We start from the raw sequence: 19,781 nt of genomic DNA, 5'->3' as shown, positions 1-19,781 counted from the left end.
TCAGAGCCCGTAACGCGCCCAAAGCGCGCGCTCCTCGACCGCTTGCGCAAGCGCCCCCGCGGTTTCCGCGCCAAGCGCCGCGCCCGCCTCGGCGCCGAAGCGGCGCAGGAGCGAACGGCGCTGGCCATAGGGGATCAGGCGCACCTTCTCGCCGTAAAGCTCCTTCAGCTTCGGCACCGGATGGGCGATGCCGTCGATCAGCCCGCTGCGCAGCGCGAGCGCGCCGGTCCAGATCTCGCCGGTGAAAAGATCGGCGTCGGTGGCAAGCCGCCCGCCACGCCGCTCGGTCACCCAGGCCTTGAACACGCGGTGCATCTCCTCGAGCAGGCCGGTCAGCCGCGCGATGTCCTCGGGCTTTTCCGGGCGGAACGGGTCGAGAAAGCTTTTCGAGCCGCCCGCGGTATGCACCCGCCGCTCGACCCCGTGTTTCGCGATCAGCTCGCTCAGCCCGAAGCCCGCGGAAATCACCCCGATCGAGCCCACGACCGAGGTCGCATCGGCCCAGATGTCATCCGCCGCACAGGCGAGCCAATAGCCGCCCGAGGCCGCGACATCCTCGACGAAGGCATGCACCGGCACTTGCGTTTCGTCCGCCAGCCGCCGGATCCGCGCCGCGATCAGCGAGCTTTGCACCGGTGAGCCGCCGGGCGAATTGACGATCAGCGCCACGGCCACGGGCCGGCTCTTGCGAAAGGCGCGCTCGATCACCGGTTCGAGCGCGGCATCCGAAAGCCCCTGCGCGCCCGGCCGCACCGCGCCGATCGCGCCCTGAAGCCGGATCACGGCGACGCGCGGGGCGCGGCGGCGACGAAGGCGGGCGGGGAGGAGGCGCGAGAAATCCATGCCCTCCGATTTAGGCGCTGCGCCCTGCGGCGACAAGCTGCGGGGGCGGCTTTTCCGCCCGTGACGCCACGGTTTTCGGCTCTGGCGTGGCGGGGCGGGGGCGGCTAGCCTGCGCCCGATCGGAGGGGCGATGATCGACAAGCTCGAGATGTTCATGGTGCTCGCGCGCGAGGGGCACTTCGGCCGTGCCGCGGCGGCCTATGGCGTGACGCAGCCGACGCTTTCCTCGGCGATCCGCTCGCTCGAGGAAAGCCTCGGCGTGCAGCTGGTGCTGCGCGGCGCGCGCTATCAGGGGCTCACGCCCGAGGGGCAGCGCGTGCTCGACCATGCCCGGCGCATCGTCGGCGAGGCGCGCGCGATGCAGGACGAGATGCGCCAGGCGCGCCACGGCGTCGCCGGCCATCTGCGCCTTGGCGTGATCCCGACCGCGCTGCCGCGCGTCGCGCGGCTCACCGCGCCGTTTCTTGCGCGCAACCGGGCGGCGCGGATCACCATTCTGTCGCGCTCCTCCTCCGAGATCCGCGACGGCATCGCGGCGCAGGATCTCGACGCCGGGATCTCCTATCTCGAAGGGGCGGAGGCGGCGCGGCTCGAGGCGCATCTGCTCTGGACCGAGCGCTATCGGCTGGTGGAGCGGGGCACGGAGGCGGCGCCGCTTGGCTGGGGGGAGGCGGCGGCGCGCCCGCTTTGCCTGCTCACGCCCGAGATGCAGAACCGCCGGCTGATCGACCTGCATCTGGCCGATGCCGGGGTGGCCGTCGCGCCGCGGGTCGAGTCGAATTCGACGCTTGCGCTGCTCAGCCATGTCGCGACGGGCGACTGGGCCGCGATCCTCGCCGAGGCGCTTTGCGAGGGGTTCGCGCTGCCGCCCGGCTGCGTCGCGCGCCCGCTGGTGGAGCCTGAGGCGGAGCATGCCGTGGGGCTGCTGCTTGGTCATCGCACCACGCATACGCCGAGCCTGCGCGCGCTGATCGAGGAGGCGCGGCGGATCGCGGAGTGATAGATGCATCCTATCGCTCAACGGTGCGTTTGCGTTGATTTGTCTATCGCCTTCCGCTAGGTCGGTCCCAGCCAGGGAGCCAGAGGGAGCCGAGCCATGACCGGGACGGAACGTCTCGCCGAGATCTTGCACGCCCATGCGGGGCAGGCGGGGGCGCTGCTTCCGATCCTGCACGACGTGCAGCACGAATTCGGCTTCATCCCCGAGGAGGCGAAGGCGCCGATCGCCGAGGCGCTGAAGCTGACGCGGGCCGAGGTCGCCGGCGTGATCTCCTTCTACCACGATTTCCGCAAGGCCCCGGCCGGGCGGCATGTGATCAAGCTCTGCCGCGCCGAGGCCTGCCAGTCGATGGGCGGGGTCGCGCTGCAAGGGCGGCTCGAGGCGGCGCTCGGCCAGAAGATGGGTGAGACGAAGAACGGCGTGACGCTTGAGGCGGTCTATTGCCTTGGGCTTTGCGCCTGTGCGCCGGCGGCGATGGTCGATGACCGGCTCGTCGGGCGGCTCGATGCCGAGGCCGTCGCGGCGATCGCCGCGGAGGTGCGCGCATGAAGGTCTTCGTTCCCGCCGATGCCGCCGCCCGCGCCTGTGGCGCCGATGCCGTCGCCGCCGCGGTGGTTTCCGCCGCCGCGCTGCGCGGCATCGCGGTCGAGCTTGTCCGTAACGGCACCCGCGGCATGGTCTGGCTCGAACCGCTGGTCGAGATCGAGACGCCCGAAGGCCGCATCGGCTTTGGCCCGATGACGCCCGCCGATGTGCCCGCGCTTTTCGACGCGCCCGACAGCCACCCGAAGGCGCTCGGCCTCACCGAGGAGATCCCCTTCTTCAAACGCCAGACGCGGCTGACCTTTGCCCGCTGCGGCCGGATCGACCCGCTGAGCCTGAGTGAATACGCGGCAGAGGGCGGCTGGGCCGGGCTGCGCGCGGCGATCGCCAAACCGCCCGCCGAGGTCGTCGAGGAGATCCTCGCCTCCGGCCTGCGCGGCCGCGGTGGCGCCGGCTTCCCGACCGGGCTGAAATGGCGCACGGTGCTGGGCGCGAAGGCGGCGCAGAAATACATCGTCTGCAACGCGGATGAGGGCGACAGCGGCTCCTTCGCCGATCGCATGCTGATCGAGGGCGACCCCTTCACCCTGATCGAGGGCATGGCGATCGCCGCCCATGCCGTCGGCGCGACGCGCGGCTATGTCTACATGCGCTCGGAATATCCCGATGCGACGCGGATCCTTGCCGCGGCGATCGCAAGCGCGACCGAGGCGGGGATCATCGGCGAGCGCCTGCTCGGCACCGGCGCGCCCTTCCAGCTCGAGCTGCGGGTGGGCGCGGGCGCCTATGTCTGCGGCGAGGAAACCTCGATGCTGAACTCGCTCGAGGGCAAGCGCGGCGTGGTGCGGGCGAAGCCGCCGCTGCCGGCGCTGCAGGGGCTTTTCGGTCAGCCGACGGTGGTGAACAACGTGCTCTCGCTTGCCGCGGTGCCCTGGATCATGGCGCATGGCGGCGCGGCCTATGAGGCGATTGGCGTCGGCCGGTCGCGCGGCACGATCCCGCTGCAGATCGCGGGCAATGTGAAATATGGCGGGCTCTTCGAGACCGGCTTTGGCATCACGCTCGGCGAGATCGTCAACGAGGTCGCCGGCGGCACCGCTTCGGGCCGCCCGGTGAAGGCGGTGCAGGTGGGCGGGCCCCTGGGCGCCTATCACCCAACCTCCGATTTCGGGCTCGAATTCTGCTACGAGTGTTTTTCCGATCAGGGTGGCCTTGTCGGTCACGCCGGCATGGTGGTGCATGACGAGGGCGCCGACATGGCGGCGCTCGCGCGCTTCGCCATGGAGTTCTGCGCGATCGAGAGCTGCGGCACCTGCACGCCCTGCCGCATCGGCGCGCAACGCGGGATGGAAACGCTCGACCGGCTGATCGCGGGCGATGCCTCGGCGCTGCCGCTGATCGAAGATCTCTGCGAGACGATGAAACTCGGCTCGCTCTGCGCGCTTGGCGGCTTCACCCCCTATCCGGTGCTCTCCGCGATCCGCCATTTCCCCGAAGAATTCATCCCCGTCCGGGAGGCCGCCGAATGAAGGATCTCATCATCCCGCCGCAAGACTGGCATCGCGACATGGGCACGCCCGCGCGCCATGGTGCGCCGGTCAGCCTGACGATCGACGGTATCGCGGTCACCGTGCCCGCCGGCACCTCGGTGATGCGCGCCGCGGCCGAGGCTGGGATCGCCGTGCCGAAGCTTTGCGCGACCGACAGCCTCGAGGCGCTCGGCTCCTGCCGGCTCTGCCTCGTCGAGATCGAGGGGATGCGTGGCACGCCGGCGTCCTGCACCACGCTCGTCGCCGAGGGGATGAAGGTGAAAACTCAGACCCCGCTCGTGCAGCGGCTGCGCAAGGGGGTGATGGAGCTTTACATCTCCGACCACCCGCTCGACTGCCTCACCTGCGCGGCGAATGGCGATTGCGAGCTGCAGGACATGGCGGGCGCCGTCGGTCTGCGCGACGTGCGCTACGAGACGGGCGAAAACCATTTCGAGGTGCGCCAGAATGGCGAGGCGAACCCGCGCTACATCGTCAAGGACGTCTCGAACCCCTATTTCAGCTATGATCCGGCGAAATGTATCGTCTGCATGCGCTGCGTGCGGGCCTGCGAGGAGGTGCAGGGCACCTTCGCGCTCACCGTCGACGGCCGCGGCTTCGAGGCCCGGATCTCGCCGGCCGCCGAGAATTTCCTCGCCTCCGACTGCGTGAGCTGCGGCGCCTGCGTGCAGGCCTGCCCGACCGCGACGCTGGTGGAAAAGACCGTCGAGGAAAAGGGCACGCCCGAGCGCAAGGTCGTCACCACCTGCGCCTATTGCGGCGTGGGCTGTTCCTTCGAGGCGCATCTGCGCGGCGACGAGCTGGTGCGCATGGTGCCCTGGAAAGGGGGCGCCGCGAACCACGGCCACAGCTGCGTCAAGGGCCGCTTCGCCTGGGGCTATGCCCAGCATCAGGACCGGATCCTGAAACCGATGATCCGCGAGAAGATCACCGATCCCTGGCGCGAAGTGAGCTGGGAGGAGGCGCTGGGCTTCACCGCCACCCGCCTGCGCGCGATCCAGGCGGCGCACGGCAAGGATTCGATCGGCGTCATCACCTCCTCGCGCTGCACCAACGAGGAAACCTATCTGGTGCAGAAACTCGCCCGCGCGGTCTTTGGCACCAACAACACCGACACCTGCGCCCGCGTCTGCCATTCGCCCACCGGCTATGGCCTGAAGCAGACCTTCGGCACCTCGGCCGGCACGCAGGATTTCGACTCGGTCGATGACACCGATCTCGCGCTCGTCATCGGGGCGAACCCGACCGACGGCCATCCGGTCTTTGCCAGCCGGCTGCGCAAGCGGCTGCGGCAGGGGGCGGGGCTGATCGTGCTCGACCCGCGGCGGATCGACCTGCTCGAGACCCCGCATATCGGGCCGAACTGGCATCTCGCGCTGCGCCCCGGCACCAATGTCGCCGTGCTCACCGCGATGGCGCATGTGATCGTGACCGAGAAGCTTTACGACACCACCTTCATCGCCGAGCGCTGCGACGGCGACGAATGGGCGGATTACGCCGAATTCGTCTCGGCCCCCGACTATGCGCCCGAGGCGGTCGAGGCGCTTACCGGCGTGCCGGCACAAACCATTCGCGCCGCCGCCCGCGCCTATGCCGCCGCGCCCAATGCCGCGATCTATTACGGGCTGGGCGTGACGGAACATTCGCAGGGTTCGACCACGGTGATCGCGATCGCCAACCTCGCGATGATGACCGGCAATATCGGGCGCCGCGGTGTCGGCGTGAACCCGCTGCGCGGCCAGAACAACGTGCAGGGGTCGTGCGACATGGGCAGTTTCCCGCATGAGCTGCCGGGCTATCGCCATGTCTCCGACCCCGCCGCGCGCGCGATCTTCGAGCGCGTCTGGGGCGTCACCCTCGACCCGGAACCGGGGCTGCGGATCCCCAACATGCTCGATGCCGCGGTCGCGGGCGCGTTCAAGGGTCTCTATGTTCAGGGCGAGGATATCCTGCAATCCGACCCGGACACCCGCCATGTCTCGGCAGGCCTCGCCGCGATGGACTGCGTGATCGTCCACGATCTCTTTTTGAACGAGACCGCGAATTACGCCCATGTCTTCCTGCCCGGCTCCACCTTCCTCGAAAAGGACGGCACCTTCACCAATGCCGAGCGCCGCATCAACATGGTGCGCCGGGTGATGGCGCCGAAGGCCGGCTATGCCGACTGGGAGGTGACGCAGCTTCTGGCGAATGCGATGGGGGCGGAGTGGCGTTACACCCATCCGCGTGAGATCATGGCCGAGATCGCGGCGACGACGCCGGGCTTCGCCAATGTCACCTACGAGATGCTCGACGCCCGCGGCTCGGTGCAGTGGCCCTGCAACGACGCGGCGCCCGAGGGCTCGCCGATCATGCATGTCGAGGGCTTCGTGCGCGGCAAGGGGCGGTTCATCCGCACGGCTTACGTGCCGACGGAAGAGCGCACCGGCCCGCGCTTCCCGCTCCTGCTCACCACCGGGCGGATCCTGAGCCAGTACAACGTCGGCGCGCAGACGCGGCGCACGGCGAACGTCGTCTGGCATGGCGAGGACCGGCTCGAGATCCATCCGGTCGATGCCGAGAACCGCGGCATCAAGGAGGGCGACTGGGTGCGCCTCGCCTCGCGCGCGGGGGAAACCACGCTGCGCGCGACGGTGACCGAGCGGGTCAGCCCCGGCGTCGTCTACACCACCTTCCACCACCCCGACACACAGGCGAACGTGGTCACCACCGACAATTCGGACTGGGCGACGAACTGCCCCGAATACAAGGTGACCGCGGTGCAGGTCGCGCCCTCGAACGGGCCGTCGGACTGGCAGGAGGATTACTCGGCCCAGGCCGCCGCCGCGCGCCGGATCGAGGCCGCCGAATGAAACGGGTGCTGCCACCCGGCGCCGTGGCGCAGCCTTTGCCGGGTGGCGGCATGGTGGCCTTGGCCGAGGAGGTGCCCGTCGCCCTCGTCTATGACGGGGTGACTCAGGCGGTGATGATGGCTTCGCCGCTTGACCTCGAAGACTTTCTGATCGGCTTCGCGCTGACCGAGGGAATGATCGACACTCCCGCCGAATTGCTGCGCAGCGAAATCGTCCGTCAGCCCCGCGGGATCGAGGCGCGCGGCTGGCTTGCCGCGGCGCCCGGCGCGCGCTTTGCCGCGCGGCGGCGTGCGATGGCGGGGCCGGTCGGCTGCGGGCTGTGCGGCATCGACAGCCTCGAACAGGCGCTGCGCCCGCTGCCCGCGCGGCGTGCGGGGCGGCTTGCGCTCGGGCCGGATGCGCCGGCGATGGCGCTCGATGCGCTGCGCGCGGCGCAGGTGCTGCAGGATGCGGTGCGCTCGGCCCATGCCGCGGCCTTCTGGCATCCGGCGCAGGGGCTTGTCGCGCTGCGCGAGGATGTCGGGCGGCACAATGCGCTCGACAAGCTTGCCGGCGCGCTCGCGCGGCAGGGGATCGACGCGGGGGCGGGGGCGGTGGTGATGACCTCGCGTCTTTCCGTCGATCTCGTGCAGAAATCGGCGATGATCGGTGTGGGCGCGCTGATCGCCGCCTCGGCGCCGACCGCGCTGGCCGTGGCCGAGGCTGAGGTCGCCGGGTTGCGCCTGATCGCGCGCGGCCCGGGCGGCTTCGTCGACTATACCGGAGAGACCCTCAGGGAGGATGCCGCATGAGCGGTGACAAGCTCGCCCAGATGGCGAATCAGATCGCGACCTTCTTCTCGGTGCAGCCAGGCGACCGGGCGCTCGCCGTGGCCGCGCATATCAACGACAACTGGTCGCCGCCGATGCGCGCGGGGCTGCTCGCGCAGATCGCCGCGGGGGGCGCGGGGCTCGATCCGCTGGTGGTCGAGGCCGGCCCCGAGATCCGCCCGGCCCCGGCCGGCTAGGGGGCGCTGCCCCCGTCTTCGTTCCGAAGACTCCCCCGGAGTATTTTGCCAAGAAGAAACCATTCTCCTTGGCAAAATACTCTCCGGGGTGAATTTTCCGCAGGAAAAGAGGGGGCAGAAAGCCCCCTTTCTCATTCGGAGGGTTTCTGCATCCGCTCGATGTAGCTGCGCAGCTCTTCCGCCTCGTGGCGCGCATCGCGCAGCCCGTCCATCGCGGCGCGCAGCTCGGCCTCGGTCTGGTTGAGCTGGTTTTGCAGCTCCGCCTCGCGCGCCTCGATATAGGCGATCGCCTGGTCGCGGGTTTCCTCCGCCTCGTGCAGCGCCTGCGCCATCTGCTCGAGCTCGCCCATGTCGGCCTGACTCACCCGCGTCAGCCGGTGGATCAGCCAGGAGGCGAACCAGCCGAGGCAGAAGGCGAGGAAGAGGATGATCGCCGTGGCGATGACGAATTCGGTTCTGTTCATGCTGTCCCTGCCGTCCTCAGTTCTGGCCAAGCCCCTCGGGGCGCGGTTTCGGGCGGGCCGGGCTTTCGGCGCCGGTGCCCACGGGGATCTCGATCGAGCCATCGGGCGCCGCCACCGCCTCCGGCGCGGCTTCGTCACTGGCTGGCGCCGCCGCATCGGCCGGGGCGGCCTCCGGAGCCGGCTCCGCCGCCTCGCCACCTGCGGGCGCCTCGTTGCCGATGCCGGCGAGCGGCTCGCCCGTCGCGTCTTCCATCGGCCCGGCATCGCCGGTGAACTCGGGGGTGTCGCCGCCGCTTTCCGCCGCCGCGATTGCCGCCGCCATGTCGGGCTCCGCCTCGTCGTCTTTCGCCGTCGCGTCGGCGCTCGCCTGCGGCAGCGGCGCGTTCGAGCTGACCGGCTTTTCGTCGAGCAGCACGAATTCGATGCGCCGGTTCGCCTCGCGCCCCTCCTCGGTGCCGTTGTCGGCGATCGGCTGGCTCTCGCCATAGCCCTTCGCGACGAGGTTCTCGGTCAGGATCCGGCGCTCGCGCAGCGCGCTCAGCACCGCCTCCGCACGGGACTGGCTCAGCACCTGATTGCCGTCCTCGCTGCCCTGGCTGTCGGTGTGGCCGGCGACCTCCATGCGGAAATCCTGGCACTGCTTCATCGCCTTGGCGAGCGCGTCGAGCTGCGCGCCGTCCTCCGCGGCGATCTTCGCCGAGCCGGGCTCGAAGGTGATCTTGTTCGCGCTGAGCACGCCGTTCAGCCGGCTCGCGCATTCCGTCCCGTCGGGCAGGCCGAGCACCGGATCGAGGCGCTTGTCGTATTTCACGTCGAGGCTGATCCGCGCGCTCTCGCCGAGGCGCTGGGCAAAGAGCCGGGCGACCTTGTCGGAGCCCTGCGCATCGCCGGTGACGCCGCTCAGCGTGACCTGGTCTGGGGTGACGACGACCTTGCCCTGCGCGAGGCCGTGCAGGGCCTCGAGCGCGGTGAGCACGCGCACCGGCCAGCCCTGCGGGAGGTCCGCATCGACGCGGGTCGCGCCATAGACCTGGCCGGCGCCGAACTGCGCGCGCGCAAAGCTTTCCATCGCCTCGCGGCCCCGTTCCGAGGTGACGCGGCCGCGCAGCTCTACCTTGCCGTTCTCGCCGAGGGACGCGGAAAATTCCGGCGCGGTCTTCGCATCCTCGACCTTCTTCGCGAGTTCCGCCTTGAGCGAGAATACCTCGGGCAGGTTCGATTCGAGCTCGCCCACCACCTTGTCGAAGCTCGCCTGGCTCACCGTGTCGGCGGCGTCGAGCGCGATATCGGCGTTCGAGAAGGTGATCGTGCCGGCACCAAGCTCCTTCAGCGCCTTGAGCCCCATCACCACCGCATCGGACCATTGCGGCGAGGGGGTGCCCATGCCGATGGTGCAGCCCTGCGTGCCCTTCGCGCCGGCGTCGCGCGCCGCGGCGAGGATGCGGTTGCGCGCGCGTTCGGTATCGGCCGAACAGGCGTCGAAACGCGCGCCGTTCGCGTCGATCAGGAAGCGCAGCGTGAAGGGGGTGATCACCGGGCGCGGCGCCGAGATCTCCGCCTTGAGCGCCAGTTCCACCGGGCGGCGGCGCGCCAGCGAGGTCTCGATCCGCGCCTTTTCCTCGGGGCTGTCGGTGATCGCCTCGACCTCGACGCGGCCCGGGTCGATCGAGATCTTCGCGCGCGGCAGCGTCTTGATCGTGGCGATGCCGAAGTCGAAGGCGAGCTGCCAGCCGGGCGGCACCGGGTAATCGGCGCTTTCCAGCATGTCGGTGACGGTGCCGTCGCCGGCGAGCGCGCGCAGATCCTCGATCAGCGCCTTGCGGTCGGTCGCGGCCGGCACCAGCCCGATCAGCGAGATCCCCTCGTCGTTGCGCAGCATTTCGAGCGAGAAGGAGGGCGGCGCGATCGCCTTCGCGGTCTCCGCATCGGTGTTGTCGACGATGCGCGAATTGTCGACGATGCTGCCGGCGAGGGTGAGGGCGCGGAAGCGTTCGGCCTCCGACGGCGCGGTGCCGAGCAGGATCACCTGAAGCCCGTCCGCCTGCACCTGCACCCAGCTGTGCCCTGCCGTCTCCATTGCGATGCGCACCGCCGTGCGCGAGCGTTTCTCGATGATCGTGGCGGAGCCGCCGGCGATGAAGGCGGAGAGCACGAGGGCGAGGGCGAAGGCCAGCGTGGTCAGGATCGTGGTGCGCATGCGCATGCGGTCGTTGCCTCCTCCCGGCTCTCGGTTGGGCTTTGTCTTAAGGGGCACAAGCCCCCGGATCAATTACACGATTGCGGCAATGGCAAGAAACAGCGCAGCGATCAGCCCGGTATCGCGGCTGGCACGGAAGAGCCGCAGACAGGTGTCGGTGTCGTCGATCGCCAGTTGGCGCAGGATCCAGAGCATGTGCCAGCCCATCGCCCAGGGCGCGCAGAGCCCGAGGATGAGCACAAGCGGATTGCCCTGCGGCAAAAGCGCGATCAGCACCGCGACGGTCATCAGCGCGACCACCGCGACGAGAAAGCCGCTGAGCCATTTCGAGGTGTTCTCGGCAAAGAGGCGCGCGGTCGATTTCACCCCGATCAGCGCGTCGTCCTCCTTGTCCTGATGGGCGTAGATCGTGTCGTAGAAAAGCGTCCAGATCATCCCGGCGAGGTAAAGGAACACCGGCGCGGCGGAGAGCGACCCGGTATGCGCGGTCCAGCCCAGGAGCGCGCCCCAGTTGAAGGCGATGCCGAGGAAAAGCTGCGGCCACCAGGTGAAGCGCTTGGCGAAAGGGTAGATCGCGACCGGGATCAGCGCGACGAGGCCAAGCAGGATCGAGGCCCAATTGAACGTCAGCAGGATCAGTGCCGAGACCGCGACCTGAAGCAGCAGAAAGCCGAGCGCCTGTTTCACCGTGACCTGCCCCGAGGGGATCGGCCGCGAGCGGGTGCGCGCCACCGCCCCGTCGAAATCGCGGTCGGTGATGTCGTTCCAGGTGCAGCCGGCGCCGCGCATCAGGAACGACCCGATCGTGCAGGCGAGCGCGAGCCACAGATCGCTCCACCGCGGCGCATCGGCGGCGGCGGCGAGCGCGATGCTCCACCAGCAGGGGATCAGCAAAAGCCATGTCCCGATCGGGCGATCGGCGCGCGCGAGCCGCAGATAGGGCCGCGTCGCCGGCGGGGCGTAGCGGTCGACCCAGTTGCCCACCGCATCGGCGACCACACCTGCACTGCCGTGAAGCTCTGGCGTTTCGGTTTTGCCGGTCATAGATTTCGCCTCATGGAACGTGCCAAGATCAGATTGTGTGTAGAGCACCCTTTGGGGGCGGGGCAAGCCGTGCCGCTCGATGCGGATCAGGCGCATTACCTCTTTGCGGTGATGCGGCTGGCCGTGGGCGCGCGGGTCGCGCTGTTCAACGGGCGCGACGGGGAATGGACGGCGGAGGTCGTCGAGGCCGGCAAGAAACGCGGCGTGCTCGCCTGTCTCGAACAGGCCGCGCCGCAGCTCGCTCCGCCCGACCTCTGGCTTCTCTTCGCGCCGATCAAGAAGGAGCGCACCGATTTCATCGTCGAGAAGGCGGCGGAGCTTGGCTGTGCGCGGGTGCTGCCGGTGGCGACCGACTACACCAATTCCGCCCGGATCCGGCAGGACCGGCTGCAGGCCCATGCCCGCGAGGCGGCCGAGCAATGCCTCGGCACCTATGTCCCCGAGGTCTGCGACCTTCAGCCGCTGCGCAAGGCGCTCGAAGGCTGGGATCCGGCGCGCCGCATCCTCTGGGCCGACGAGAGCCTCGTCGGTGCGGCGGAAACCCTCGCCGGTCTCGCCCCCGGGCCCTGGGCGATCCTGATCGGGCCCGAGGGCGGGTTTTCCGAGGGGGAACGCACCTGGCTGCGCGGGCGCGATTTCGTCACCCCGGTCTCGCTCGGCCCGCGGATCCTGCGCGCCGACACCGCCGCCAGTGCGGCGATCACGCTCTGGCAGGCGGCGCTGGGGGACTGGCGGTGATCCGCCCCGCGCTGCGCGAGGCCCTCACCCGTCATGCCGAGGCGATCGTCGCGGCGCTCGTCTTTCTTCTCGGCCTCTGGATCGCGACGCGCGGCGGCTGGTTTCTCGCCGCGATCGGCCTCGGGCTTGCGGCGCTGGCCGCGGCCTGGGCGCTGCACGCCTGGCGCCGGTCGCGGTTTGCGCGCCCGGTCACCGACCCCGGCCTCGTCGAGATCGACGAGGGGCGGATCGGTTATTTCGGCGCCGGCGGCACGGTGATGGGCGGCTACATCGCGCTCGAGGATCTGGCCGAGATCCGGCTGCTCACCCTGCGCGGGGTGCATTACTGGCGGCTCAGGACCGGCGATGGTCAGGCGCTGCTGATCCCGACCGCGGCGGCCGGCGCGCCCGCGCTCTTCGACGCTTTCGCGAGCCTGCCGGGGATCGAGATGGGCGCGCTCACCGCGGCGCTCTCCTCGCGCGCCCCCGCACAGAGTCTGTGGCACAGGCGGGATCGCACGCTCCCTTGACTTGGGCGCCCGATGGCGCCACCTGTTGCTTCCCGAAAAGAGAGTGAGGGCGCGATGTCCATTCCGCAACAGGGCGGCGGCCCGATCGAAGATTTCAGCCAGCTTGCGGAGTATCTCGCCTCGGGCGAGAAGCCGAAGGACGACTGGCGTATCGGCACCGAGCACGAGAAATTCGGCTATTGCAAGGATGTGCTGAAGCCCTTGCCCTATGACGGGCCGCGTTCGATCAAGGCGATGCTCGAGGGGCTGCGCGACGATTTCGGCTGGGCGCCGGTCTACGAGCAGGAGCACATCATCGGGCTGACGCGCAATGGCGCGAATGTCAGCCTCGAACCGGGCGGGCAGCTCGAGCTTTCCGGCGCGCCGCTCGAGACGATCCATCAGACCTGCGAGGAAGTGGGCGAACACCTCGCCGAGGTGCATCGCATCGCCAAGCGCATCGGCGCGCGGTTCATCGGCCTTGGCGCCGCGCCCGAGTGGCGCGAGGACGAGATGCCGATGATGCCGAAGGGGCGCTACCGGCTGATGACGAGCTACATGGACAAGGTCGGAACCATGGGCAAGACGATGATGTACCGCACCTGCACGGTGCAGGTGAATCTCGACTTCGCCAGCGAGGCCGACATGGTGAAGAAGATGCGCGTGGCGCTCGCGCTGCAGCCCGTCGCCACCGCGCTTTTCGCCAATTCGCCCTTCCTCGACGGCAAGCCGAACGGCATGAAGTCTTGGCGCGCGAATATCTGGCAGAACCTCGATGCGTCGCGCACCGGCATGCTGCCCTTCTTCTTCGAGGAGGGCATGGGCTATGAGCGTTACGTCGATTACGTCCTCGATGTGCCGATGTATTTCGTCTATCGCGACGGCAAATACATCAACGCGCTGGGCCAGTCGTTCCGCGATTTCCTCAAGGGGGAACTCCCCGCGCTGCCCGGCGAGAAGCCGACGCTGAGCGACTGGGCCGATCACCTGACCACCGTCTTCCCCGAGGCGCGGGTGAAGAAATACATCGAGATGCGCGGCGCCGATGGCGGCCCCTGGCGGCGGCTTTGCGCGCTGCCCGCGCTCTGGGTCGGGCTGATGTACGACCAGGGCGCGCTGGATGCCGCCTGGGATCTGGCGAAGGGCTGGAATGACGACATCCGTGAGGGGCTGCGGCGCGCGGCGGCAAAGGATGCGCTGCAGGGCGAATATGGTGGCGTGAAGCTGCACGATCTCGCCCGCGAAGTGGTTTCGATCGCGCGTCAGGGTCTTGCCGCGCGGGCAAAGCCGGGCGCCGGCGGGCTGATCCCGGACGAGACGCATTTCCTCAACGCGCTCGAGGAATCGGTCGAAAGCGGCAAGGTGCCGGCGGATGAACTGCTCGAGAAATACCACGGCCGCTGGCAAGGCGATCTGAGCCATATCTACGCCGAATACAGCTACTGAGTCGCTTTGATCGGGTGGGGAGGGGGCGCCGCCCCCGCTCCGTTCCGGAGCCCCCCGGGATATTTCCGCTCTATAGAAGCTGTCTTCTACAGAGGAGAAATATCCCGGGGTGAACTGGCCGTCAGGCCAGGAGGGGCAGCGCCCCTGCTCTTACGCGGTCGGCAGCGGCGGCACGGTGCCGGCGGGCATCGGCCCGAACTGGTTCGTCATCGGCTGCGAGGGCTGCACGAGGAAATAGAGCAGCACGAGCCCGCCGACGAAGGGCACGAAGGCGATCAGCAGCCACCAGCCCGATTTGCCGAGGTCATGCATGCGCCGTACCGCGACGGCGAGGCCGGGCAGCAGCGTCGCCAGCAGGAAAATGGCCGAAAGCGGGCCGCCGTGGCTGACCCAGGAAATGGAGCCCGGGCCGCGGGTCACTTCTCCGGTGCCGAAGATCGCGGTGTCGAGGATGTTCAGCACGAGCTGCGCGAGGATCAGGAACAGCACGAACCACCAGTATTCCGGCCGGCTCGCGCGGCCCGAGAAGGTGACGTATTTCTGCAGGCAGCTGCGTATCGCGGTCGGAAAATTCATTCGGGCCTCCTTCGGCTGATGGCTCATCGGGCGCGCGCAGCGCCCGAAATCAAGTCTTGCGGCCGATCCGCGGTTCCGTCCCCGCGGCCAGGCGCTGAATATTCGCACGGTGGCGCCAGAAGATCAGCACCGCCATCGTGGCGGCGAGCAGCATCAGCTCGCGATGGCCGAGCGCGAGGCAGAACGGCACCGAGGCGGCGGCGGCGACCAGCGCCGAGAGCGAGGAGATCCGGCTGACAAGCGCGGTGACGAGCCAGGCAAGGCAGGCGGCGATGCCCACCGGCCAGGCAAGCGCGATCATCGTGCCGAGGAAGGTGGCGACGCCCTTGCCGCCCTTGAACTTCAGCCAGACCGGGTAGAGATGGCCGATGAAGGCCGCGCCGCCCGCGATCTGTGCCGCGGTCTCGTTGCCGAGCACGAGGCGCGCGAGCAGCACCGCCACCGCGCCCTTGCCGCCGTCGAGCACCAGCGTGGCGAGCGCCGCCGGTTTGTTGCCGGTGCGCAGCACGTTGGTCGCGCCGATATTGCCCGAGCCGATCTGACGCAGATCGCCCAGCCCCATCAGTTTCGTGACGATCACACCGAACGGGACAGACCCGATCAGATAGCCCAAAAGCGCCACCGCGGCCAAGACCGCGGGCCCGTTCCCGATTTCCGGCATACTGCTGCCTCGTTGTTGTTATTTGTCGTTGGAATAAACCTGCACCCCGCCGACGAATGTGGCAAGCACTTTGCCCTGCATCCGGGCGCCGTCGAAGGGGGTATTCTTCGATTTCGACTGCAGCGCGAAGCGGTCGAGGACGAAGGGCGCATCGGGGTCGAACAGCACCAGATCGGCGGGCGCGCCCTCGGCGATGCGCCCCTGGGCCAGGCCGAGGCGTTTCGCGGGGTTCAGGCTCAGCGCGCGGAAAAGCTGCGGCAGGCTCAGCTGCCCGGCATGATAAAGCCGCATCGCCGCGGGCAGAAGCGTTTCCAGCGCGACGGCGCCGGCAGCGGCCTCCTCGTAGGGCAGGCGCTTGCTTTCCTCATCCGCCGGCGTGTGCATCGAGCAGATGATGTCGATCACCCCCTCGGCCAGCGCCGCGACCACGGCGAGCCGGTCGTCTTCGCTGCGCAGCGGGGGCGTCAGCTTGAAGAAGGTGCGATAGTCGCCGACGTCGAATTCGTTCAGCGTCAGGTGATGGATCGAGACCCCGGCGGTGACGTCGAGGCCCGCGGCCTTCGCGCGGGCGAGCGCGGGCAGCGCACGCGCCGTGGTGATTTGATCGGCGTGGTAGCGCACCCCGGTCATCTCGACGAGGGCGAGGTCGCGCTCAAGCCCGATGCGCTCGGCCATAGGGCTGACGCCCGGGATGCCGCGCAGGCTCGCGAACTTGCCGCTCGTCGCCGCGGCGCCATGGCTCAGCCCCGGCTCCTGCGGATGGCCGACGACCAGCGCGCCGAGCGATTTCGCATAGGTGAAGGCGCGGCTCAGAACCTTGGTGTCGGTCGCGACGTGATCGGCATCGGTGAAGGCGACGGCGCCGGCATCCATCAGGAAGCCGATCTCGGTCATCTCGCGGCCGGCGCGGCCCTTCGTCAGCGCCGCCATGTGGCGGATGCGCACCGGCGCCTCGGCTGCACGGCGGGTGACGAATTCGAGCGTCTCGGGCGTGTCGATCGCGGGTGAGGTGTCGGGGCGCGCGATCACCGTGGTCACGCCGCCCGCCGCCGCGGCAAGGCCCGCGGTGCGGAAGCTTTCGCGGTGCCGCTCGCCCGGCTCGCCGATCTTCACGCCGATGTCGATGATCCCCGGGGCGAGGCATTTGCCCGCGCAGTCGATCACCTCGGCGCCGCCGGGCGCGGCCATCGGCCCGATCGCGGCGATGATGCCATTGTCGATCACCACATTGCCCGAGGTCTCGCGCAGCGTCTCGGGGTCGATCAGGCGGGCGTTTTCAAGGAAGAGGGTCATCGCATGCTTCTCTGGATCTGGAGAAAGAGGTCGTGGACGGCGCCGGCATCGGCGAGGCCGGTGAAGCCCGCGGGCATCACCTTCACGCCGCGGTCGCGGTCGGTGATGCGGCGCTCGTCGAAGAAGACGCCATTGCCGGCAAGGCGGATGCGGGTCTGCGCCGTGATCGGAAAGCTCTCGATGCGCGGCGCGCCCGCGGTGGGGGTGGCGATCACCGCGCGGCGGTCGGTGAGCAGGTAGCGCACGGTCGCCGTCACGCGCGCCCGGCCGCGCTTGCGCAGCACGGTGAGCCAGACGGCGAGCGCGGCAAAGCCCACCCCGATCAGCGCGGCGCTGCCGCCGCTGTTCGCGACGGCTAGGCCGATCACTACGAAGAAGGCAGGGGCGAGCATGTCGGAAACGAACCTGCCGCCACGTCCGGCGGGGGCGGGCGCGCCCGACCAGACCGCGGTTTCCCCGGGCTCGAGAACACCGTCCCAGCCCGCGGTCGCATCATCCCCGCTGCGGGGCACCTGCGGCACGGAGGGGGCAGGGGGCGGCGTCGGCGCCTTCGGTTCGGCAAGGATCACCGGTTCGGCCCCGGTCGTGCCGGGCACCGGAGGGGGCGTTTCGTCCTGCCCGCTCAATGCTTCACCTTGGCGCGTTTCGCCCGCGCCGCCTCGATCGTCGCCATCACCGCGGCGCTGTCGCCCAGATGCTTGATCAGGTTCTTGTCGCCCGATTTGGTGACGATCTGCACATCGCCCATCAGCCGGCGGACCTGCTTGATCTCGAGCAGCATCACCTGCCGCCCCTGCGGTCCGACGAGGCGCCGGTCGGTCAGCTGCCAGCGCCGCGCGAAGGCCTCCGAGCGGAAATAGAGCGCGCGCAGGCCCATGCCGGCGGCGATCGCCACGGCGGCGACGGCGATCTGCTCGATCCGGCCCATCCAGGCGAGCGCCGCGCCGACGAGCACGATGCCAAAGCCCGCAAGCACCGCGGTGTCATACCAGTAGCGCTTCGGATCGGGTTCGAAGACGGCGGTGACCTTCTCGCCCGGGTCGAGCGGCAATTCGCTTTGCGGGCCGGGACGATAGTTGTGGACGCTGTCGCGCTCGATCTCAGACATCGCGTTCCGCCTCGACCAGCGCGCGGCCGCGCTCGGCGCGCAGGTTCTGCGCGAGCAGATCCATCACCGCCATGCGCACGGCGACGCCCATCTCCACCTGCTCCTGAATGACCGAGCGGTTGATGTCGTCGGCGATCGTGCCGTCGATCTCGACGCCGCGGTTCATCGGGCCGGGGTGCATCACGATCGCGTCGGGCTTGGCGAAGGCCAGTTTCTCGGCGTCGAGCCCGTAGCGGAAGAAATACTCGCGCTCGGACGGGATGAAGCCACCGTCCATCCGTTCCTTCTGCAGGCGCAGCATCATCACGACGTCGGCGTCGCGCAGCCCCTCGCGCATGTCGTCATAGACCTCGCAGCCGAACTCGCCGATGCCCGAGGGCATCAGCGTCGGCGGCCCGATCAGGCGGATGCGGTTCTCCATCTTGCCCAGCAGGATCAGGTTCGAGCGCGCGACGCGGCTGTGGGCGACATCGCCGCAGATCGCCACGGTGAGGCGCTGGATCCGCCCCTTCGCGCGGCGGATGGTGAGCGCATCAAGGAGCGCCTGAGTCGGGTGCTCGTGCTTGCCGTCGCCCGCGTTGATCACGGCGCAGTTCACCTTCTGCGCCAGCAGATCGACCGCGCCCGAGCTTTGATGCCGCACCACGAGCAGATCGGGGTGCATCGCGTTCAGCGTCAGCGCGGTGTCGATCAGCGTCTCGCCCTTCTTCACCGAGGAGGTCTGCATCGACATGTTCATCACATCGGCGCCAAGCCGCTTGCCGGCGAGCTCGAAGCTCGACTGCGTGCGCGTCGAGTTCTCGAAGAACATGTTGATCTGCGTCATCCCCGCCAGCGCATCGGTGCGCTTCACCGTGCGGCGGTTGAGATCGACATAGCGATCGGCGAGATCGAGGACGGTCCGGATTTCGTCGGGGGCGAGATGTTCGATGCCCAGAAGATGCCGCGCGCGGAATGACATGCCAGCCTCCGATGTTGTCGCGCACGCTTATGGCAAAAGGGGGGGCAGGCGTCCAGCGGCTTTACCCCGGGGGCGGGGGCGTGGCATAGCTTTGCCATGGAACACCACGCCGCCCCCGATCTCGACGCCGATGCCGCGCTCGCCGCGCTTGAATGGCTTGTCGAGCTTGGCGTGACGGAGGCGGTGGGCGATGCGCCGGTGAACAGCTACGATCTGCCCGACACGCTGGCGCGGATGCGCGCGGCCGAACCCGCGCCCGAGCCGGCGGCGCAGGCGCGCCCGGCGCCCGAGCTGGCCGTTGTGCGCCCGCAGCGCGAGGAGGGGCCCGATCCGGTTGCGGTGGCGCGGGCGGCGGCGGAGCGCGCGCGCAGCCTCGACGATCTGCGCGAGGCGATCACCGCCTACGACCTTTGCGAGTTGAAGAAGGGCGCGAAGTCGACCGTCTTCGCCGATGGCAATCCGAAGGCGCGGGTGATGATCATCGGCGAGGCACCCGGCCGCGACGAGGACGTGCAGGGCAAGCCCTTCGTCGGGCGCGCCGGCCATCTGCTCGACAAGATGTTCGCGGCGATCGGGCTTTCCCGCGAGACGCCCGATGCCGAGGGCGCCTTCTACATCACCAATGTGCTGCCCTGGCGCCCGCCGGGCAATCGCGACCCGGAGCCGCTCGAGATCGCGCAGATGCTGCCCTTCCTGCGCCGCCATGTCGAACTTGCCGATCCCGATCTGATCGTGCTGATGGGCAATGCCGCCTGCGCCGCGGCGCTGGGCCAGCGCGGCATCCTGCGGCTGCGCGGCAAATGGGCGGAGGCCTTCGGCCGCCCCGCGCTGCCGATGACGCACCCCGCCTACCTGCTGCGCCAGCCGCATGCGAAGCGCGAGGCCTGGGCCGATCTGCTCGCTTTGCGCGCAAGGTTGAACGCGCTTGCGCCCTGACAACACGCTTGCGCCCTGACAATCGCGTGAACAGGGCCGGAAGCGACACTTCGGCGCGTAGGATTGCGGCACAGT

Annotated in this window: 20 protein-coding genes; 10 read left to right on the top strand and 10 right to left on the bottom strand. The window is 69.2% G+C overall.

The annotated features are described in order from the left end of the window. Positions 1-843, bottom strand: coding sequence for a S49 family peptidase (locus AB7U46_RS09320; RefSeq protein WP_428336687.1), 843 nt, complete (start codon positions 841-843; stop codon positions 1-3). Between the two features lie 130 nt (positions 844-973). On the opposite strand from AB7U46_RS09320, the gene AB7U46_RS09315 reads away from it, so the two are divergent. The 6 genes from AB7U46_RS09315 to AB7U46_RS09290 all read left to right on the top strand — a co-directional run bounded on the left by AB7U46_RS09315 (position 974) and on the right by AB7U46_RS09290 (position 7,794). Then, positions 974-1,843, top strand: coding sequence for a LysR family transcriptional regulator (locus AB7U46_RS09315; RefSeq protein ID WP_428336686.1), 870 nt, complete (start codon positions 974-976; stop codon positions 1,841-1,843). A 96-nt stretch (positions 1,844-1,939) separates the two neighbouring features. After that, a complete protein-coding gene (locus AB7U46_RS09310; RefSeq protein WP_428336685.1) occupies positions 1,940-2,392 on the top strand; it encodes a formate dehydrogenase subunit gamma in 453 nt (150 codons plus the stop codon). Next, entirely contained in the window at positions 2,389-3,915 is a 1,527-nt protein-coding gene (locus tag AB7U46_RS09305) for an NADH-ubiquinone oxidoreductase-F iron-sulfur binding region domain-containing protein (protein WP_428336684.1), read from the top strand. The genes AB7U46_RS09310 and AB7U46_RS09305 overlap by 4 nt, the downstream gene beginning before the upstream one ends. Further along, on the top strand, positions 3,912-6,788 hold the full coding sequence (fdhF, locus tag AB7U46_RS09300) for a formate dehydrogenase subunit alpha (RefSeq protein ID WP_428336683.1): 2,877 nt from the start codon (positions 3,912-3,914) through the stop codon (positions 6,786-6,788). The genes AB7U46_RS09305 and fdhF overlap by 4 nt, the downstream gene beginning before the upstream one ends. Continuing rightward, positions 6,785-7,579, top strand: coding sequence for a formate dehydrogenase accessory sulfurtransferase FdhD (fdhD, locus tag AB7U46_RS09295; protein ID WP_428336682.1), 795 nt, complete (start codon positions 6,785-6,787; stop codon positions 7,577-7,579). The genes fdhF and fdhD overlap by 4 nt, the downstream gene beginning before the upstream one ends. Next, a complete protein-coding gene (locus tag AB7U46_RS09290; RefSeq protein WP_428336681.1) occupies positions 7,576-7,794 on the top strand; it encodes a formate dehydrogenase subunit delta in 219 nt (72 codons plus the stop codon). Before fdhD ends, AB7U46_RS09290 begins: the two co-directional genes overlap by 4 nt. A gap of 131 nt (positions 7,795-7,925) precedes the next feature. Here AB7U46_RS09290 and AB7U46_RS09285 read toward each other — a convergent pair whose 3' ends face one another. The 3 genes from AB7U46_RS09285 to ubiA all read right to left on the bottom strand — a co-directional run bounded on the left by AB7U46_RS09285 (position 7,926) and on the right by ubiA (position 11,499). Continuing rightward, positions 7,926-8,258: a hypothetical protein gene (locus AB7U46_RS09285; protein ID WP_428336680.1), complete on the bottom strand. Its 333-nt coding sequence runs from the start codon at positions 8,256-8,258 to the stop codon at positions 7,926-7,928. Between the two features lie 16 nt (positions 8,259-8,274). Then, positions 8,275-10,461, bottom strand: coding sequence for an OmpA family protein (locus AB7U46_RS09280; RefSeq protein WP_428336679.1), 2,187 nt, complete (start codon positions 10,459-10,461; stop codon positions 8,275-8,277). Positions 10,462-10,527: 66 nt separating this feature from the next. Next, positions 10,528-11,499: a 4-hydroxybenzoate octaprenyltransferase gene (gene ubiA, locus AB7U46_RS09275; RefSeq protein ID WP_428336678.1), complete on the bottom strand. Its 972-nt coding sequence runs from the start codon at positions 11,497-11,499 to the stop codon at positions 10,528-10,530. A 12-nt stretch (positions 11,500-11,511) separates the two neighbouring features. On the opposite strand from ubiA, the gene AB7U46_RS09270 reads away from it, so the two are divergent. From AB7U46_RS09270 to AB7U46_RS09260, 3 genes are read left to right on the top strand one after another with little or no spacing between them, the layout of a single operon-like run. After that, entirely contained in the window at positions 11,512-12,237 is a 726-nt protein-coding gene (locus AB7U46_RS09270; RefSeq protein ID WP_428336677.1) for a 16S rRNA (uracil(1498)-N(3))-methyltransferase, read from the top strand. After that, positions 12,234-12,746 carry a hypothetical protein gene (locus AB7U46_RS09265; protein WP_428336676.1) on the top strand — a complete coding sequence of 171 codons (513 nt, stop codon included), beginning with the start codon at positions 12,234-12,236 and terminating at the stop codon, positions 12,744-12,746. Before AB7U46_RS09270 ends, AB7U46_RS09265 begins: the two co-directional genes overlap by 4 nt. Positions 12,747-12,800: 54 nt before the next feature. Beyond that, positions 12,801-14,171: a glutamate--cysteine ligase gene (locus AB7U46_RS09260; protein ID WP_428336675.1), complete on the top strand. Its 1,371-nt coding sequence runs from the start codon at positions 12,801-12,803 to the stop codon at positions 14,169-14,171. 150 nt (positions 14,172-14,321) lie between these two features. Here the strand turns inward: AB7U46_RS09260 and AB7U46_RS09255 are convergent, their stop codons facing one another. Genes AB7U46_RS09255 through AB7U46_RS09230 form a run of 6 tightly spaced genes read right to left on the bottom strand, consistent with a single transcriptional unit; the run spans position 14,322 to position 18,770 of the window. Further along, positions 14,322-14,747, bottom strand: a complete 426-nt coding sequence (locus AB7U46_RS09255; RefSeq protein ID WP_428336674.1) for a DUF805 domain-containing protein — start codon at positions 14,745-14,747, stop codon at positions 14,322-14,324. 49 nt (positions 14,748-14,796) lie between these two features. After that, positions 14,797-15,408 carry a glycerol-3-phosphate 1-O-acyltransferase PlsY gene (plsY, locus tag AB7U46_RS09250; protein WP_428336673.1) on the bottom strand — a complete coding sequence of 204 codons (612 nt, stop codon included), beginning with the start codon at positions 15,406-15,408 and terminating at the stop codon, positions 14,797-14,799. An 18-nt stretch (positions 15,409-15,426) separates the two neighbouring features. Further along, a complete protein-coding gene (gene pyrC / locus AB7U46_RS09245) occupies positions 15,427-16,701 on the bottom strand; it encodes a dihydroorotase (RefSeq protein WP_428336672.1) in 1,275 nt (424 codons plus the stop codon). Further along, complete coding sequence (locus AB7U46_RS09240) at positions 16,698-17,327, bottom strand: hypothetical protein (protein WP_428336671.1); 630 nt, start codon at positions 17,325-17,327, stop codon at positions 16,698-16,700. The genes pyrC and AB7U46_RS09240 overlap by 4 nt, the downstream gene beginning before the upstream one ends. Continuing rightward, positions 17,324-17,809, bottom strand: coding sequence for a hypothetical protein (locus AB7U46_RS09235; RefSeq protein ID WP_428336670.1), 486 nt, complete (start codon positions 17,807-17,809; stop codon positions 17,324-17,326). The genes AB7U46_RS09240 and AB7U46_RS09235 overlap by 4 nt, the downstream gene beginning before the upstream one ends. Next, on the bottom strand, positions 17,802-18,770 hold the full coding sequence (locus AB7U46_RS09230; protein ID WP_428336669.1) for an aspartate carbamoyltransferase catalytic subunit: 969 nt from the start codon (positions 18,768-18,770) through the stop codon (positions 17,802-17,804). The genes AB7U46_RS09235 and AB7U46_RS09230 overlap by 8 nt, the downstream gene beginning before the upstream one ends. Before the next feature lie 96 nt (positions 18,771-18,866). Between AB7U46_RS09230 and AB7U46_RS09225 the strand changes: the two genes are divergently transcribed. Beyond that, positions 18,867-19,706: a uracil-DNA glycosylase gene (locus tag AB7U46_RS09225; protein ID WP_428336668.1), complete on the top strand. Its 840-nt coding sequence runs from the start codon at positions 18,867-18,869 to the stop codon at positions 19,704-19,706. Positions 19,707-19,781 lie beyond the last annotated feature (75 nt).

The organism is Paenirhodobacter sp. (assembly GCF_050177655.1).
Classification (GTDB): domain Bacteria; phylum Pseudomonadota; class Alphaproteobacteria; order Rhodobacterales; family Rhodobacteraceae; genus Rhodobacter.
This window is presented reverse-complemented; position numbering and strand designations above follow the sequence as displayed.

What these genes read in the sequence shown, in the direction of transcription:
- AB7U46_RS09320 (WP_428336687.1), bottom strand. Translation starts at nt 843, where the DNA reads ATGGATTTCTCGCGCCTCCTCCCCGCCCGCCTTCGTCGCCGCCGCGCC.
- AB7U46_RS09225 (WP_428336668.1), top strand. Translation starts at nt 18,867, where the DNA reads ATGGAACACCACGCCGCCCCCGATCTCGACGCCGATGCCGCGCTCGCC.
- fdhF (WP_428336683.1), top strand. Translation starts at nt 3,912, where the DNA reads ATGAAGGATCTCATCATCCCGCCGCAAGACTGGCATCGCGACATGGGC.
- plsY (WP_428336673.1), bottom strand. Translation starts at nt 15,408, where the DNA reads ATGCCGGAAATCGGGAACGGGCCCGCGGTCTTGGCCGCGGTGGCGCTT.
- pyrC (WP_428336672.1), bottom strand. Translation starts at nt 16,701, where the DNA reads ATGACCCTCTTCCTTGAAAACGCCCGCCTGATCGACCCCGAGACGCTG.
- AB7U46_RS09310 (WP_428336685.1), top strand. Translation starts at nt 1,940, where the DNA reads ATGACCGGGACGGAACGTCTCGCCGAGATCTTGCACGCCCATGCGGGG.
- AB7U46_RS09280 (WP_428336679.1), bottom strand. Translation starts at nt 10,461, where the DNA reads ATGCGCATGCGCACCACGATCCTGACCACGCTGGCCTTCGCCCTCGCC.
- fdhD (WP_428336682.1), top strand. Translation starts at nt 6,785, where the DNA reads ATGAAACGGGTGCTGCCACCCGGCGCCGTGGCGCAGCCTTTGCCGGGT.
- AB7U46_RS09255 (WP_428336674.1), bottom strand. Translation starts at nt 14,747, where the DNA reads ATGAATTTTCCGACCGCGATACGCAGCTGCCTGCAGAAATACGTCACC.
- ubiA (WP_428336678.1), bottom strand. Translation starts at nt 11,499, where the DNA reads ATGACCGGCAAAACCGAAACGCCAGAGCTTCACGGCAGTGCAGGTGTG.
- AB7U46_RS09270 (WP_428336677.1), top strand. Translation starts at nt 11,512, where the DNA reads ATGGAACGTGCCAAGATCAGATTGTGTGTAGAGCACCCTTTGGGGGCG.
- AB7U46_RS09285 (WP_428336680.1), bottom strand. Translation starts at nt 8,258, where the DNA reads ATGAACAGAACCGAATTCGTCATCGCCACGGCGATCATCCTCTTCCTC.
- AB7U46_RS09305 (WP_428336684.1), top strand. Translation starts at nt 2,389, where the DNA reads ATGAAGGTCTTCGTTCCCGCCGATGCCGCCGCCCGCGCCTGTGGCGCC.
- AB7U46_RS09230 (WP_428336669.1), bottom strand. Translation starts at nt 18,770, where the DNA reads ATGTCATTCCGCGCGCGGCATCTTCTGGGCATCGAACATCTCGCCCCC.
- AB7U46_RS09260 (WP_428336675.1), top strand. Translation starts at nt 12,801, where the DNA reads ATGTCCATTCCGCAACAGGGCGGCGGCCCGATCGAAGATTTCAGCCAG.
- AB7U46_RS09290 (WP_428336681.1), top strand. Translation starts at nt 7,576, where the DNA reads ATGAGCGGTGACAAGCTCGCCCAGATGGCGAATCAGATCGCGACCTTC.
- AB7U46_RS09235 (WP_428336670.1), bottom strand. Translation starts at nt 17,809, where the DNA reads ATGTCTGAGATCGAGCGCGACAGCGTCCACAACTATCGTCCCGGCCCG.
- AB7U46_RS09315 (WP_428336686.1), top strand. Translation starts at nt 974, where the DNA reads ATGATCGACAAGCTCGAGATGTTCATGGTGCTCGCGCGCGAGGGGCAC.